At 64.1% G+C, this 14,107-nt stretch carries 18 protein-coding genes; 14 read left to right on the top strand and 4 right to left on the bottom strand.

The genetic code is table 11. The annotated features are described in order from the left end of the window. Positions 1-41 precede the first annotated feature (41 nt). On the bottom strand, positions 42-215 hold the full coding sequence (locus ACIG5A_RS22355) for a hypothetical protein (RefSeq protein WP_397242915.1): 174 nt from the start codon (positions 213-215) through the stop codon (positions 42-44). Between ACIG5A_RS22355 and ACIG5A_RS22350 the strand changes: the two genes are divergently transcribed. The 3 genes from ACIG5A_RS22350 (at position 208) to ACIG5A_RS22340 (ending at position 1,380) form a co-directional block, all read left to right on the top strand. Next, complete coding sequence (locus tag ACIG5A_RS22350; protein ID WP_397242913.1) at positions 208-549, top strand: hypothetical protein; 342 nt, start codon at positions 208-210, stop codon at positions 547-549. The genes ACIG5A_RS22355 and ACIG5A_RS22350 overlap by 8 nt on opposite strands. Positions 550-673: 124 nt before the next feature. After that, positions 674-1,024 (top strand): hypothetical protein, encoded by a 351-nt coding sequence (locus tag ACIG5A_RS22345; protein ID WP_397242911.1) that lies wholly within the window; start codon positions 674-676, stop codon positions 1,022-1,024. Positions 1,025-1,089: 65 nt separating this feature from the next. Continuing rightward, positions 1,090-1,380: a hypothetical protein gene (locus ACIG5A_RS22340; RefSeq protein ID WP_397242909.1), complete on the top strand. Its 291-nt coding sequence runs from the start codon at positions 1,090-1,092 to the stop codon at positions 1,378-1,380. A 396-nt stretch (positions 1,381-1,776) separates the two neighbouring features. On the opposite strand, the gene ACIG5A_RS22335 is transcribed toward ACIG5A_RS22340, so the two are convergent. Then, positions 1,777-2,412 carry a hypothetical protein gene (locus ACIG5A_RS22335; protein ID WP_397242907.1) on the bottom strand — a complete coding sequence of 212 codons (636 nt, stop codon included), beginning with the start codon at positions 2,410-2,412 and terminating at the stop codon, positions 1,777-1,779. 958 nt (positions 2,413-3,370) lie between these two features. On the opposite strand from ACIG5A_RS22335, the gene ACIG5A_RS22330 reads away from it, so the two are divergent. From ACIG5A_RS22330 to ACIG5A_RS22305, 6 genes are all read left to right on the top strand, one after another. After that, entirely contained in the window at positions 3,371-3,880 is a 510-nt protein-coding gene (locus tag ACIG5A_RS22330) for a hypothetical protein (protein ID WP_397242905.1), read from the top strand. An 880-nt stretch (positions 3,881-4,760) separates the two neighbouring features. Then, positions 4,761-4,922: a hypothetical protein gene (locus tag ACIG5A_RS22325; protein ID WP_397242903.1), complete on the top strand. Its 162-nt coding sequence runs from the start codon at positions 4,761-4,763 to the stop codon at positions 4,920-4,922. Positions 4,923-5,624: 702 nt separating this feature from the next. After that, the gene (istA, locus tag ACIG5A_RS22320) at positions 5,625-7,127 is read left to right on the top strand and encodes an IS21 family transposase (RefSeq protein ID WP_397242901.1); all 1,503 of its coding nucleotides are present in this window, start codon (positions 5,625-5,627) and stop codon (positions 7,125-7,127) included. A gap of 26 nt (positions 7,128-7,153) precedes the next feature. Next, positions 7,154-7,978 (top strand): IS21-like element helper ATPase IstB, encoded by an 825-nt coding sequence (gene istB, locus ACIG5A_RS22315; RefSeq protein ID WP_397242899.1) that lies wholly within the window; start codon positions 7,154-7,156, stop codon positions 7,976-7,978. Positions 7,979-8,117: 139 nt separating this feature from the next. Next, a complete protein-coding gene (locus tag ACIG5A_RS22310) occupies positions 8,118-8,519 on the top strand; it encodes a hypothetical protein (protein WP_397242897.1) in 402 nt (133 codons plus the stop codon). A gap of 370 nt (positions 8,520-8,889) precedes the next feature. Continuing rightward, positions 8,890-9,462, top strand: coding sequence for a hypothetical protein (locus tag ACIG5A_RS22305; RefSeq protein WP_397242895.1), 573 nt, complete (start codon positions 8,890-8,892; stop codon positions 9,460-9,462). A 391-nt stretch (positions 9,463-9,853) separates the two neighbouring features. On the opposite strand, the gene ACIG5A_RS22300 is transcribed toward ACIG5A_RS22305, so the two are convergent. After that, positions 9,854-9,979, bottom strand: coding sequence for a hypothetical protein (locus ACIG5A_RS22300; protein WP_397242893.1), 126 nt, complete (start codon positions 9,977-9,979; stop codon positions 9,854-9,856). Between the two features lie 317 nt (positions 9,980-10,296). Here ACIG5A_RS22300 and ACIG5A_RS22295 point away from each other — a divergent pair, with 317 nt between their 5' ends. After that, the gene (locus ACIG5A_RS22295; RefSeq protein WP_397242891.1) at positions 10,297-10,590 is read left to right on the top strand and encodes a hypothetical protein; all 294 of its coding nucleotides are present in this window, start codon (positions 10,297-10,299) and stop codon (positions 10,588-10,590) included. 172 nt (positions 10,591-10,762) lie between these two features. Here ACIG5A_RS22295 and ACIG5A_RS22290 read toward each other — a convergent pair whose 3' ends face one another. Further along, positions 10,763-11,068, bottom strand: coding sequence for a hypothetical protein (locus ACIG5A_RS22290; protein ID WP_397242889.1), 306 nt, complete (start codon positions 11,066-11,068; stop codon positions 10,763-10,765). A 552-nt stretch (positions 11,069-11,620) separates the two neighbouring features. Between ACIG5A_RS22290 and ACIG5A_RS22285 the strand changes: the two genes are divergently transcribed. The 4 genes from ACIG5A_RS22285 (at position 11,621) to ACIG5A_RS22270 (ending at position 13,979) form a co-directional block, all read left to right on the top strand. Further along, complete coding sequence (locus ACIG5A_RS22285; RefSeq protein WP_397242887.1) at positions 11,621-11,881, top strand: hypothetical protein; 261 nt, start codon at positions 11,621-11,623, stop codon at positions 11,879-11,881. Positions 11,882-12,194: 313 nt separating this feature from the next. After that, complete coding sequence (locus tag ACIG5A_RS22280; protein ID WP_397242885.1) at positions 12,195-12,647, top strand: hypothetical protein; 453 nt, start codon at positions 12,195-12,197, stop codon at positions 12,645-12,647. 143 nt (positions 12,648-12,790) lie between these two features. After that, positions 12,791-13,183 (top strand): hypothetical protein, encoded by a 393-nt coding sequence (locus ACIG5A_RS22275; protein WP_397242883.1) that lies wholly within the window; start codon positions 12,791-12,793, stop codon positions 13,181-13,183. 202 nt (positions 13,184-13,385) lie between these two features. Then, on the top strand, positions 13,386-13,979 hold the full coding sequence (locus tag ACIG5A_RS22270; protein WP_397242881.1) for a hypothetical protein: 594 nt from the start codon (positions 13,386-13,388) through the stop codon (positions 13,977-13,979). Positions 13,980-14,107 lie beyond the last annotated feature (128 nt).

Here is a 14,107-nt window from a genome sequence, read left to right as displayed (position 1 = left end):
GCGCATGGGTTTGCACTCAACCCACCTGCTTGGCGTGGCTGCTAGTCGTCGCTCAGCCGCGCGATGGTGTCGAAATCCGGTGGTCGGTCGTAGTCGGTGGTTGCGGTTTTGGTGGTGTCGGCGTTCTGGAATACCAGCTCCCAGGGACCGGAGTTGATGTCGAAGTTCTTGCCGAACCCGATCCATTTGCCCGCCAACCGTGTGCCGATGGTCACCTTGCTGCAGAAAGCGACCCGCATCGCTACGGAGCATGGCCGCAACTGGGTCGGTGTGGAGGATGTGCAGGCGGCGTTGCTCGAGGAGCAGGCCCCGTTCTGGTGGCCTCGCGCCGGCCTGCCGCCCATCACCCCCGACAAGCAGGGAGCCATCACACCCGCCGACTACCATGGTGACCCGACATCGTTGTCCTACAACGAATTCCGGGATCTGATCAACGAATGGGTGCCCGGCCCGACACCTGACGTCGGGCCCCACCATCCAGCGACGGTCACCTACGAGATCTCCGGACCGCACGCCACAGAATTCACCGCCACCATCGAACGATCCTGACAACCCCGCAACGCCGGAACCATCACACGCGAACGGATCCGGCGTTGCGGGAGACTGCAACAGCTTCGGATACTCGTCATACTGTCGCTCCCATCGGATTCACCACCACCGCATGGAGCTGACCATGGTCGACACATTCGCTTCCCCCTCCCGCGTCATGACCAACAAGGTCAAGGAACTATTGGGGCTGGTCACTGACGATGACCGGGTTATCGGGGACGTCAGCTTCAACACCTACCGGTGGGAATTGGAGTCCTGCGAAGTAACCGGCGGCCCAGCGTCTGTCATCGTCGAGTACTACTCCCGCGATTCCGACTCGCAGTCCTATGTGCGCACCGACATCGCATTGGCCGCAGCGATCGCGGCGGACCGGATTCACGCGGTGCTCCAGAGTGATCTCACCAGCTCCTCGGAGTTGGTGAAGGTAACCGTCTGCGGTTGGTGGGCACGATTCGTAACAAGGGCCGCCGCCTGAAAGAACCAGGTGGCCAGAGGGTTAAGAAGCTGGCCGCTTTCATGTCTGCTCCGTAAGGACTCTCGATGACTCCCACCACCAGCCTTCCCACCTACTCCCTGGTGAGCCAAACCAGCGCCTCGGAACACGAGACCTTCCCCGGGTGCTATTCCGACCTCGCCGCAGCATGGAGGTCAGCTGCCTGGCGCAATGCCCGCTACCCGGGCACCTGCACCTACGTGATCGATACCCGAACGGGTGAACGTGCGCCCCGGTCCGGGGCGCACGAGCGCCCCATCTTCGAGTCGGATGCGGATATCGAGAGCTATTACCGCGTGTGGGACGACGACGAGACGACCTTGTACCGCACCTTCTAGCCGTTTGCATCGGGCCCGGAGGCCCCGGGCTCGATGCAAACGCCTAGACCCTCTGCGAAGAGATGCCTCGCCCGTTGCTGATGGCTCTGGTCGTGCTCGGCACGTTGAGCGCGACGGCCGACCGCCTACTTGACCAACTAGCCGCGTATGCCATCACCGCTGCGGTTCGGTGAACCACTCGCGGGTCAGGCCGGGGGTGACGGGACGGCCGATGAGCCCCAGCTGTCGCCGGAACCCAACTGGACCGCCAGATGCTGTCGCATTCAACAGGAGTCGCGCTGAACGTAACTCGCGATGGTGAGGGTTCGCGACAGCCCCTGAAAGAACTAGCGGGCCAAGACCTACAGCCACGAACCTCAGGGCCAGTCCCGCCAGCCGACTGCGTGGGCGGCGCAGTCAGCTGGCGAAGCCAAGCCGCTCGCGGACCAGCTGGAACCGGCGATCCTCATATCGGTGGAACTCGGCCAAATGATGGACCCGCAGAGCGGCCGCTGCGGCACGGTCAGCCGCAGACACTGCCGACGCCATAACGCCCTCGGCGACTTGAGCGGCGTATTCATGTGCGCGGGACCAATTCGCGACGACGCTGAGGTCGTTGTCCGGATTGGCTTCGGCGAACCGTGCGCACGCTTCCAGCGCCTCGTCGGGACTCTGGAAATCCCAATTGACCAGTCGCCGTTCAGCGGTGGCGGCCTGATCGTCCCCAGAGCCACTCCACTGCCGGTCGTCGGGATCGCCGAAGTCGTGGCCAGCGGGCAATTGAGCGGCGGGCACGGGCGTGCGCGCGACCAACCCGTCGCGCGCCAACCACACGGTGGAGTCGATGTCCCAGCCGTAGAACGCGTCAACGCTGGTCGCGGCGCGGTCGGTGACGTGGACCGCCGTCACCCCGTCGGCAGCCATCGCTTCGAAAGAGAACGGCGCCCGCTCGTCGAACAGGGACGTCACCCACTCGTCGGGATCCGGGTCCTGTTCCACCGGAGGGTAGAGGCGCCGTAAACGCTCGACGTCCTCGACGCTGTCGACGTGCACGACGGCGGCTCCGCCCGCCGCGTCGACTGGAATCAGCTGTGTCCACTGCGATGGGTAGCCTTCCTGGGCACTCCACTTCGTCCAGGTTGTGGCGAGACCGTCTTGGTCGGTGGCGACCGCTGGCGCCGACCACAGGCCGCCGTCGGGTTTCCACGGCGGACTCAACGGATCAGTGATCGGCTCGATGCGATCGGGGTCGAACGGGCCGTCGCTAGGGAAGGCGACATAGGTGGTGTCCGTGTTTCGTGCATGGGTGACCGTGACTCCAGCCTCGGTCAGCCGTTGCCGCAGCCGGGTACCGCGCATCCGCTGTGTGGCGGCAGTGCGATGGTGCGCCGATTGCGGGCAGCGGCGCCCACCACAGCGCAGGGCGCGGCACATCAGCGACTCCAGTCCGATGTCCGTCGCCCGATCAGGCGACGGACTCCCGGCCGTCGCGAGTGTGATTGCGGCGGAACAAGCCGATGTGCGCGTTCGACAGCGATCGAATGACAAGGACCGCTTCAGCGCGCCACGGAGACTTCGCGTCGTCGTTCAGCGCCCGCCATGGCTTGCACGCCCCAGGAAGCAAAACCGCGCGTTCACGCAGGAATTCAGCGACCGCATCGACGGCGTCGGCATGGACCGTGGTCAACGCTGCGGCCGTTCCGCCTGGGGGCGGCGCCGAGGCATCGCGGCGAGCTGGCCCTGTTTGATCAGTTCATCGAGTTGGACGAGAACGCCCGTGATGCTGTCCCCGAAGACCGGCGCAGCCGGCCCATGAAGGGATGTCGGCGAAGGTTCTGCGCAAGCAGCCATGAGTGGGTCTCCTGTCGAAAGGATGAATCCGATAGCCCCACCGTACGAGCCCGGTTCTCCACTGCCGCAACAGATTCAGCTGAAACAACTCGGGTCCATGCCTCATAGCTTCTGCGGTGTCAGACCGACCGCCGGTCAACACAAGCAGAGGAGCCTCGACATGTCGATCACCTTCACCACCGAAATGAGCCCCGTCATCGGCTACGCGGTGCTCGACTACGTCGGCGGTCGCGAGGAGTTCGACAACTATGAGGACGCCCTGCAGCGACTCCAGGATCTGCGCGAACATGGCATCATGCTCGATGGTTTCCAGTCATCGGGCGATCCCGACGAGGATCAGATCAACCTGCACTACGCCCAGGTCGAACCGATCCAAGCCGACCCGGCTCCCGAGGTCGACATGTGCAGTGACAACGCACGCCGCGTCTGCGAAGTGCTGGATGTGCAAGTTTGGGACGCCGAGCCGCTCCCGATCGCCGATTTCCTGGGCCGCGTGCTGATCGCGCTGGGAGTGGCACCAGCGGATGAGGGAATGCCCGCGTACGAACTGGCCCCTCGATGGATCGAGTTCGGGCGCCGCCCGGGTCACCTGCAGGCCAAGTTGGAGGAACTGCGCGACCTCGCCCAATGGGCGACCGGACACAATCGCACCCTCATCTTCTGGGGATGAGCTGGCTCGCCCTGCCGCCAGTGCCCGGCGCGGTGCTTCCGCTGTCGGCACTGGCGGCCGATGCCGATGAACGCCAATCCTTCTGGAGACATCCGTGTGCATCAGCGGGTCACGGCGAGGGTGCTCGCGGTGCGCCTTCGGGTAAAGGTGGCCGTCGCTGCCGTGAATATCTTGCAGAGCGTCCACGATCGGAAAAGTGCCGCGCTGGCCGGTCGATCCTGTCGTCCCTCGACTATTGGGAGAGGGCGGATGGCGGCATACCCGATTCCTTCGAAGGGAAGCTACGGAGGAAATCGTCGTTGCTGCCCCGGGGGAGGGCTCCTAGCTCTCGTATCTCTCGCTGCTCTAGATCGTGCTCGGGGGTGAGCAGCACCGGAGGGAGTTGCATGTCTTGCAGTGTGGCGATGTTACCAGGGTCGAGCGGGTGGGCCATGACCGTGAGTATAGGAACTATTGCCAGCTCACACAGTGGACTTCTTGGGCCACGATGGTGGCATCGCATGCCTCGAGTTGCCTACCCGCCTGCCGACGGCAGGCTGTGACGCAGCGCCGTCTCGCGTTGGCGTTGGGATGTGACCGGACTGACACGCGTACCGGCGCAATGCTGCCCAGTACAAACAGTGAGTGCCGTTGGTGACTCGCTGGCCAACCACGAGCGACCAGTCCATGCCGGCGCCGGGTGGGGCTGGTCCTTCTTGAGAGCAGCGCCAGCAAGCGGCCGTGTCCGGCTTCGCGCCGCCGCAGCAGCTTGAATCCGCGCCGTTTAGTACGGAGACGCCCGAAACGTTGAGGCCGCTCGCACCGCATCGCGACTGAAACGCCGGTGTGCGCGTCCAGGCAGAGTCGGGGCCACCTGATTGACCTTTGAAAGGGACTTGAGATGACTCGAAAAACCATCGACGGAGACGAGGTTGACGCGTTCGACCAAAAGCACCACCATCACGAGAACTGGAAGCCGGGCGTACGCAAGGCGATCAAGACCAAGGCCAACCGCCGCTACCGCAAGCAGTCCCGCAGCGACCTTCGAGGCTACCGCTCGTAGCCGGGCCGGAGACGCCGTTTCATCCCACGTCCCGATGTGGGATGAAACGGTGCTCGGGCCTACTCGATCGGGCAGCGGCAACCGAAGGGTTCAGCCCAGGTTCCAGCGGTCACGTCCCACGAGACGCCAAGGGACAAAAGCGATCCTGTTGCGATGAACCGGCTTACACGACTGTCCAGCGGCCGAACCAGATTTGGAGGGCCACCGTAGCAGGTACTTCCGACAGCGACCTCGTTGATATGGGGACGTCACTGTTGTTGAGGCGACCGAACCCCCAATGTATTGCGCGCTGGCACAGACAGGTTCGAGCTCGAAGAGATCAACTCTTCCGCTCCGGGTGGCGCTGGCGACGTCACGCGGTGCGGTGCCGTTGGCTGTCCGATCGGCAGCAGCGCGCAGAATGGCCTTGCATGTCACGGTTGCAACAGTGCACAACTGCGTTCATAGCGTTGAGGGCGTTCACCGAATCACCAACATGCCCAGGAGACCAATCATGAACGTCCGCGCCGAAATCCTCAGCGAAGCCGCCGAGTCCGGATGGAGCGAAGTGTGCATGCACGGCTGTCAGCGGACATGGAATAGTCCCCGATCGCGGTCTTGAAGCATCCCCAGGCGCGGACATGAAGCTTCCCCGGTGATGGACATCTGAGTTCCCCACCCAGTCTTGGGCAGCTGTTCAGCTACTTGGCAGAGTCGCCGCCCGTGAAGACGAATGAGGAGATCATGGAGATTTTGGCTGCCTATGACCTAACGGGCAGTTACCGCAAGGCCGCCGAGTTGGCTGGCTGCGATCACCACACCGTCCGACGCTACGTCCAGCTGCGCGGCACCGGCATCGACCCGGCTGTCCGGTTGCCGCGAGCGAAGAAGATCGACGTGTTCATGCCGAAGATCGAGGAACTGATCGAGGCTTCCAACGGTCGCATCGGTGCCGATCAGGTCCATAAGAAGCTCACCGCGATGGGTTTCGAGGGCACCGACCGCACCACGCGGCGCGCGGTCGCCGCGGCGAAGGAATCGTTCAAGTCCGGCCACCGGCGAATCCACCGTCCATGGGTCAGCGAGCCCGGGCTCTGGATGCAGTGGGACTGGGGCGAGGGTCCTCGGCTCGGGGATCGGCGCACGTCGTTGTGGTGCGCGTGGCTTGCTTGGTCGAGGTTCCGGGTGGTGATTCCGGTGCTGGACAAGACGATTCCCACGATCGCGGCATGCCTGGATACCACGTTCCGAGCGTTCGGCGGGGTTCCGACCTACTGCCTGACCGACAACGAGAAGACCGTCACCACCACCCATATCGCCAAGATCGCGGTCCGCAATCCCGACATCGTTCCGATCGGGCGGTTCTACGGCACCGTGATCCGGACCTGCCTGCCCGCGGATCCGGCGTCGAAGGGTGGGGTCGAGAACGCGGTCAAGGTCGCCAAACGCGACCTGGTTCCGACCGAGGTGAATCTGCGGCCGACCTATGGGTCGTTCGCCGAGATCGAGGCGGCTTGCGACGAATTCATGGCCGAGGTCAACGGCCGCGTCCATCGCGAGACGCGGCGGGCGCCGGTCGAGATGCTCGGTGAGGAACGGTTCCGGCTGCACCAACTGCCCGAACACCCCTACACCGCGGCGTTCGGGCTGACCCGCCAGGTCCACCCGAAAGACGCCACCATCCAGGTCGACGGAGTCCGTTATTCGGTTCCTCACCAGTTCGCGGGCCGACAGGTGTTCATCCGTTGGCACGCCGAGGAATTGGTGGTGACCTCGATCGTCGAGGGTGTTCCGGTCGAGATCGCCCGCCATGCCCGCTCGACACCGGGGAATCCGGTGATCCTCGACGAGCACTATCCGGACTCGCCACGCGGAACCCGCACCCCGACACCGCAAACCGCGGCCGAGGAAGCGTTCCTGGCGATCGGGCCCGGTGCCGGCGCCTGGCTCGAGGAGGCCGCTGCCGAAGGCACCCGCGGCATCGCGTCGAAGATGGCCGAGGCGGTCGCGTTGGCGAAGCTGCGCGGCACCGGCGCGGTCGACCGGGCCCTGGGCACCGCAGCCATGGCCGGACGGTTCACCGACGGCGATCTGCGCTCGATCCTCGACCACCAACTATTCACCGACGGACCGGTCGAAACCTCACGCGCCGGGGAGAACCACAGCCTGCAACCGGGCACCGGCGGCTGGTCCGGGTTCGGGCACAGACCAGGCGACAACCATTGATGATCACGAGACTGAAGGACCTGCACATGAGCGTTGACACCCCTGCACCACCCCGGTTGAAAGCTCCCGCTGCGCCGACTGCGGCCGCACTGGGATCCTCAGCATTCGACGAAGCTGTCACGCTGACGAAATCGCTGAAACTGCCCCATATTCGGCGGGCAATGACCGAGGTCATTCCGACCGCGAAGGCCCAACGCTGGGATCCAGCCGAGGTGATCCGGGTCCTGCTCGCCGAGGAAGCCGCTGGTCGAGCGGCATCGAACTTGCGGACCCGTCGGCAACGCGCTCAGTTCCCGACCGGGAAAACATTCCACATCTGGAACGAGGACGCCTCCTCGATTCCCGTTCCCACCCAAAGCTCGCTGAGAACGCTGGAATGGATCGGACGTCGCGAAAACCTTTGCGTCTGTGGTCCTTCCGGAACCGGCAAGAGCCATTTCACCGAAGCGCTCGGCCAAGCCGCCATCGACGCCGGAATGACGGTCGCCTGGTTCACCATCGAAGATCTCGGCGGCCTTGTCCGCCGACACCGAGTCGACGACTCGGTCAGCAAAGCGTTCGCCCGGATCACCCGAACCGATCTCGTGATCGTCGATGACATTGGCCTATTGCCGGTTTCCGCTGATGCAGCGGAGGGGTTCTATCGTCTGGTCGACGCGGCTTACGAACGCAAGAGCCTTGCGGTTTCGTCGAACCTGCACCCGTCGGGCTTCGACGAAATCATGCCCAAAACATTGGCCACAGCGACCGTCGACAGACTCCTGCACCACGCGCACGTCGTGGTCACCACCGGCGACAGCCACCGCCTATCCGAAGCCGTCTCCGGCAACGGAGTCGTCGCCCTCACCTGAAGCCGGCCAACCCCGGAACTCAGTTCTGCACCCGGAAAGTTCCCCATCCGCGGACACGAAAGCTCCCCACATCGGGGAGGAATTCTGTCCGCCAGCGTGTCAGACTTCGTGACCGCGAACGGGGAGACCTACATGTCCATTGACACACGGCACTGACGGCTCCGGGAAGGCCGACTTCTACGCAACCACGGATTTCTACGGGCCTACCAGCCAGCGAGTCACTGTCGAATGGGATTTGCAGAACCAACCACTGGGCACGTTCATCTCTCCTCGCCGGGGTGTGGGCTACTACATCGACACCGACCGCTACGGCGCCGAAGGAGTTCTCCGTTCGCTGCTGGCGGCCCTGCGCGAACCTGAAAAATTGGATTCGACGCGATATGCGCCGCCGCCCGCCAACGTCATCGCCGGACCGATCGCTGCCACAGACGTGCAGACCTATCCGGGCTACTTCCTCAACGGACCGGGGTTGCCGCGTGCGGAAGCGTCACTCTGTGAGCATGGCCTGTGGCTGACCGATTCGTGCGCCGTGTGCCCCTGAATCGCGACCGCAATGCACTCACCCGTCATCGGCACACACTTGGCCAGCCAATTGTTCGGTGCCGCGGCGTCGGATGCGTTGCCTGCCTTGCACCTTCACACGAGGTGCGAGGCGTCAATGACGAACCTGCGACGGCGATCACCTTGCCTAGGGGCAGGTCGCCAGGAGCGACCCTTCGAGTTCGGTCCGTTCTTCCCTGTCCCGCAACAACCTTCAGATTGACCACGGTCGATCGATCCGTTCGCGACGACAAGAGGGCGCGGCCAAGCCGTTTGTGCCGGCCGATGGCAGAGCCGTGCTGTGACTATGTCCCGGCCCCCGCGTACCGCTGTGCCCAAGCTGTAAACCACCGGAAACAAGGAAGCACCGAATGAAAGAATTCACCGCGCCCGTGCAGATCGTTGTCGATACTGACAAGCTCCTCGACCAGATCGGTTGGCGTAGCCGTGGCTACGACTCGGACGGCGATCCCTGTGAGGAGACCGGCCCTGCCGAGCTGCGCCGCGACCTCGCGACCGAAGTTGCGAAGATTCTGGCGCTCAAGCTCAGAGAAGAGATGAAGTCGGTGGTGCGCAAGGTGATCGCCGAGATCGCCCGTGACCGCGCGGCCACCATCGTCGACGACGTACTCACTGCTGGATTCCGCAAGACCAACAGTTATGGCGAGCCGGTCGGTGATCCCGTCACCTTGCGTGAGTTGGTCGTCGCCGAGGTGTCGAATCAACTCACAAGGCAGGTCGACGAGTCTGGCCGCACGCCGGACGGCTACGGCCGGACCCGAATGAGCTACGTACAGTATGTCGCCCGTACGGCGGCCGCCGAGGCGTTGCGCGGGGAACTCGGAGCCGCAGCCGCGGCCGCAGTGGACGAGGTCAAAGCCGGAGTGACAGCCATGGTTGCCGAGGAGCTGGGGAAGAAGATCGTACGGGCGGTCACCGGCTGAGTCGCTGACCGAGAATCCGGAATAGAGGCGGGGCGATCTCAACGTCGTGATCGACTGGGACGCTGACGTTTACCTCCTCGGCAAGCCGGATGGCAGTTGTCCCTCACCTCGATTGCGCCACGGTCGCCGTGGCGCCGAGCGCCCCGAGCGCCGCATCGGCGGCCGGGGACGAGCTCCAGACGATTGTCGGGCCCAAGTTCCTGAAGCAACCGTCGTATCCGCCGCAGTTGTTGCCGCTCGATCCACGGAACGTCGATGTCGCGGATCCGGTCGCGGCAGCGGGCGCCGTATGCGTCGAAATCGGCTGTGGGCCACATAGTTACGAGCCTTCTTGGCTGCAGGCTGCGCTCGGCAATCAATCTCATCGAACGAACGGACCTCCATGAAAACCTCACATGCTGAGCCGCAGCCGGATCGCGCGGATGGTCGCCTTTTCGTCGCTGAGCCCGCTGTTCTCGCTCGCCAGCCCGGAGCAGGCCGCAACATCGTCGACCAGTGGTGGGCCGTCGACAACCACGACCGTTTGCTGTTCTGGTACCGCCGCGGATACTACTTACTTTCCGCAATGCGACGTGAGCCCGCAGTTCGTACAGACGCTGTATCCGCAGTATCTGGCAGTTCGAGTGCCCAACATATTTGTCCCCCAACACTTCCGGGATGAAGTCCTCACAGCCGTCGGGTGACTCGATACCGCCACGGAAGCGATCGACTGCTGCCCCAGCGAGGGGGGTGCGGTGAACACATTCCGGATCCTTTCCGTGGAGGCATGGTTGGCTGTGCGTTGGTCGAGGCGTGAGTGTCGACCGTCCGTAGTAGTGATGGAGGTTTTGGACGATGAGCACCGACATGGCCGTGACCACCGCAGACACGGTCGATTCGATCGGTGAAAGGGCGATCGCTTTGGTCAGGGAGGTGGCTCCAGATGCCCGGTTCGGTGCTTTCATCGCTCGCCAGCTCGAAGACCACAGCGAGTATGTACAGGTGAACCGGGTCGATCGGCAAGGCCGAGTTCTCGCTGGTGGCTGGACGTTCCTGGTCAATTCGCGATCCCGCAAAGTGGTTCGTACAGTAGGCGATCCCGCACATCTGGACTTCAAGAACGCGCTGCGTCGCGGCACGATCTGCTGACACGGTCTGCATGTGTTGAGCACCGCTGTCCCGCCGGAGGACTGCGCCAGCGTGGTGCGCTCGTTCAGAGCAGGTAGCGGCAGCTGTGACGGTCGCCGATGAGTCGGCGACCGTGCATGCTTCCCGGGGGTCAGGTTCGTGCGAGCTGAATTATGTTGGGGCGGTGCGAGGTTCAGCTCAGTATCTCGGCGTGGAGGCGGTCGGTGATGTCGACCAGTGGGACGGTGATGTCGCCAGCTTGTGATTCGCGGATTCTGTCGATCAGGTGCGCAATGATTCGGGTGCGGGCGGTGCTGCTGATGGTGGGCAGGGTGAGGTGGCTGTAGGCGATCACGAGTTCGGCATAGGTGTGTGCGAGCGGATCTGGGCCAGGGCGGGATGGGATCGCGTGGATGCGGTTGACCTGCGCAGCGAGGGCGGCGCAGGCGTCGGCGACGAAGCCGACAGGGTCATGTGGGTGCAAGATGACGGTGGTCACGGCCGATATCATGCCCGGCCGGGCGCGACATGCGGGTCCGCCTTCCATGGATTGTGGGTGTCGATCAGCACTATTGCGAGCGGGCCGAAGCTGGCTCGTCCCCACTGGGCGGCTTACCTTCGCGGTGGTCGATCATCGTCCAGCGTCGGCGAAGCCTTGCCGGATCGCTGGCAAGAGAGTGGCGTATTCGGGGGTGAGTTCGGTGATCCGGTCCAGGGCCGGACGTTCGACCTCCCATCGTCCGTTGACGGTGAGCCCGGCGACAGTGCTGGGGAGAGGAGTTTTGTGCCCGTCGGGCAGAACGCGTCGGGCGGGTTGTCGTGTTGATGGTGAATGGCTTGTCCGCTGCTGGCTACGAGTGCCCGGGGGTACCGTTGGGCGCGCGTCGGGGTCAGCTAGATCGCTGAGATCAGCAAATCCATTGGACTGGTGAACGAATGCCGCTGGACTCTGGCCGCCGTCGAGGGCGGCGATACACGACATGCGGCGTGGCGGTGCGTAGGTTCGGGTTCATCGGATTCACCCTCTACGCTCGGAAAGCGGTGCAGTGCCATGACCCTCAATATCCAGACCGCGTTCATAGACAACGCGATCGCGATCGATCCGCCTGATTGCCGCTGCACGGACTGCTGTGTCGGTGACGCGATTCCCTGCGGCGACATGATGGATGTCGAGGAGTTGGCGGAGCAGGTACTCACTGGCTATCGAGACTGGATCGGCCGGTCCGGTCTGTTCCTTGAGCTTGATGCGGTGAACCGGACCTTCTGGCCCAGCGAGCCCACGCCGCGCAATCGGCCGAACCGCAGCTACTAACAGGCGCAAACCTCGTTGGCCCCGGATTACATCCGGGGCCAACGAGGTTTGCGCTGTCGCCGCTCGAAGCGGCCCCCTGGCTCGCAACCTACTGATCTCTACCGCCGCACCGGTTAAGCCTTCGGCCGGTTCGTAGCTGTCCGCTGCGCGCCCCGACATCGGTGAGCCGGCTGGGGCGCGCAGCGGGCGACGAGGCGCCACATGGGCCGTTCGGCGGGACATCCTCCGGACTGTGAATCGCTCAGTGCAACAGTCGCTTTCGCCGTCGATAGCGTCGTGGCCGACACCATCAGCGAGATCTACGGAGAAGGCAATGACCTACGAGCTGACGATCGACCAGACTGCGGTGGCTTCGGCGCTCGCCGAATGCGGCGCAATAGAAGAGGGCGACATCACCGCGGACGGCAAATGGGTAGACACGCTAATCCGAGGGCTGGAGGCCCTTCCGGTCGGCGCGATCACCATGACCTCCCCGAGCGGACGAATCCTGGTGGTGTGCCCTGAATGGCGCAGCGTACTCGACAACGGCGACGACGGCGGACGCTTCACACTCGAGGTCGGCATCGCCCCGGCGGGCGAGAAGAACGCAGTGTGGGGCACAGTCGTGTTGATCGACGGTGGCGACTGGGCGATCACACAAAGGGCGCTGACCGCACCAGGCGTGGCGCAAGCGCCTGATGGCATAGCGCGTGCCAGAGCCCTATTCGACTGGACCCTGGCCGCGGCTACCGAAGGCACTCGCAGCCTCGCCGAACTCCTGAGCTGACAACAAACTACCTCCGGCAGACCTGCCCACCATCGGCCTTCCTGTGGAGGTCCGCCGGAACGTGATCGTGGGACCGCTCAGCCTTCGCAAGCCAGCGGTGATAGCCGACGAACGCACGTCCCCTACTAACGAAAGACATCGCAATGACGAACCCGCCCACCAGAACCGGCGTGCTCTTCGACCGGAGACGAATGCTCGTCGCCGAGCCCGGCCCGTACGCCACCGTGACTCGCGCGGTCGACAGCATCGAAGACCTGGCCACCGCCCTGCAACGCGGGACCGAGCCGCGGGAAGTTGATGGTCAGGCCCGCCACACGAACGCCAACACAGAGGCATTGCGCGGCGCGACGATGCTGCTCGGATTTGCCACCTCGGGGGGAGCGGGCAGCAACATTGCCGACGTAACGCTGGCTGATCTGCTTGCGGACTTGCTCGCAGCCCTGATGTTCGCCTCCGCCGCGGTTGGCACTGATTTCGAGGAGGCATTCTTCCGTGGCCTTCGCTACTACGACCAGGACGAACACGGCGACAGCTGAGACCACGCCGCACCCACCCGGCCGCGGGGCAGGATGCGTGGTTCACGCGTTCGGAGACGCGATCCTGCCAACGCCGCAGCTCACCGCCGAATACTGCCACTATTCGGTGAAAGATGGCTTGGAACACCGCCTTTCGTGGCTCCTACGTTCGTCGTCGACGAGATCGGCAACCGGCCGACACTCGCACCACCGGAGGTAGGACATGTTCAACTGGGTTCACGGCACCGTCACCGCCGCACTGCCGACCAGCGACAGCGGCACCATCGACAACGCAGCCGCCACTATCGCCGCACATTTGAGCGAGCTGTTCGGCACAAACGCCTCGGCTGTCATCGACAAGGCCGACAACGAGACTGGTACAGCGGATTTCACCATCACCGCCAACGGTTGCGTGCCCGCCGACTACCGCATCCGACTCGCTGCAATGGCCAGCTACCTGTCAGGGGTGATCACCGTGCTCGAACACCACGCCCACGCGGTGAAACACGTCCTGGCCGACGGCAAGCTGATCGACCACGACGGCCGGATCATCTTCGCCGACGAGAAGACCGCGACCGAAGAACAGATCAGCTCCGCCCTCAACACCGCTGTCGACGACATCCAGGACATCGCCGACCTACCCGAGACAGGCGCTATCGACGCACTCAACCTCACCACGAATACAGCGCTGCACCGACTGTTCGAAGACCCTGGCGCCACCCTCGCGGAAGTCGTCGACTACTGCTACGGCGACCAAGCCTACGACGACCCCGAGCGAACCGGCCTCGACACGGTCATCGACTGGATCAACAGCTGACCCACCTACTGTCACCGCCCACCCGGCCACGAATGGCTCACCTCTCGGCAGGCCCCCGGACTCAGGTTCCGGGGGCCTGCCGAGCGCATGGCGCGGCAACGATGGGTCGCGCATTCGGTGAATTTCAC

This window comes from Nocardia sp. NPDC052566 (assembly GCF_044547285.1).
In the GTDB taxonomy this organism is placed as follows: domain Bacteria; phylum Actinomycetota; class Actinomycetes; order Mycobacteriales; family Mycobacteriaceae; genus Nocardia.
This window is presented reverse-complemented; position numbering and strand designations above follow the sequence as displayed.

Bases quoted from the DNA above. Each gene is read 5' to 3' on its own strand.
- ACIG5A_RS22350 (WP_397242913.1), top strand. From the start codon at position 208: ATGGTCACCTTGCTGCAGAAAGCGACCCGCATCGCTACGGAGCATGGC.
- ACIG5A_RS22345 (WP_397242911.1), top strand. From the start codon at position 674: ATGGTCGACACATTCGCTTCCCCCTCCCGCGTCATGACCAACAAGGTC.
- ACIG5A_RS22340 (WP_397242909.1), top strand. From the start codon at position 1,090: ATGACTCCCACCACCAGCCTTCCCACCTACTCCCTGGTGAGCCAAACC.
- ACIG5A_RS22330 (WP_397242905.1), top strand. From the start codon at position 3,371: ATGTCGATCACCTTCACCACCGAAATGAGCCCCGTCATCGGCTACGCG.
- ACIG5A_RS22325 (WP_397242903.1), top strand. From the start codon at position 4,761: ATGACTCGAAAAACCATCGACGGAGACGAGGTTGACGCGTTCGACCAA.
- istB (WP_397242899.1), top strand. From the start codon at position 7,154: ATGAGCGTTGACACCCCTGCACCACCCCGGTTGAAAGCTCCCGCTGCG.
- ACIG5A_RS22305 (WP_397242895.1), top strand. From the start codon at position 8,890: ATGAAAGAATTCACCGCGCCCGTGCAGATCGTTGTCGATACTGACAAG.
- ACIG5A_RS22295 (WP_397242891.1), top strand. From the start codon at position 10,297: ATGAGCACCGACATGGCCGTGACCACCGCAGACACGGTCGATTCGATC.
- ACIG5A_RS22285 (WP_397242887.1), top strand. From the start codon at position 11,621: ATGACCCTCAATATCCAGACCGCGTTCATAGACAACGCGATCGCGATC.
- ACIG5A_RS22280 (WP_397242885.1), top strand. From the start codon at position 12,195: ATGACCTACGAGCTGACGATCGACCAGACTGCGGTGGCTTCGGCGCTC.
- ACIG5A_RS22275 (WP_397242883.1), top strand. From the start codon at position 12,791: ATGACGAACCCGCCCACCAGAACCGGCGTGCTCTTCGACCGGAGACGA.
- ACIG5A_RS22270 (WP_397242881.1), top strand. From the start codon at position 13,386: ATGTTCAACTGGGTTCACGGCACCGTCACCGCCGCACTGCCGACCAGC.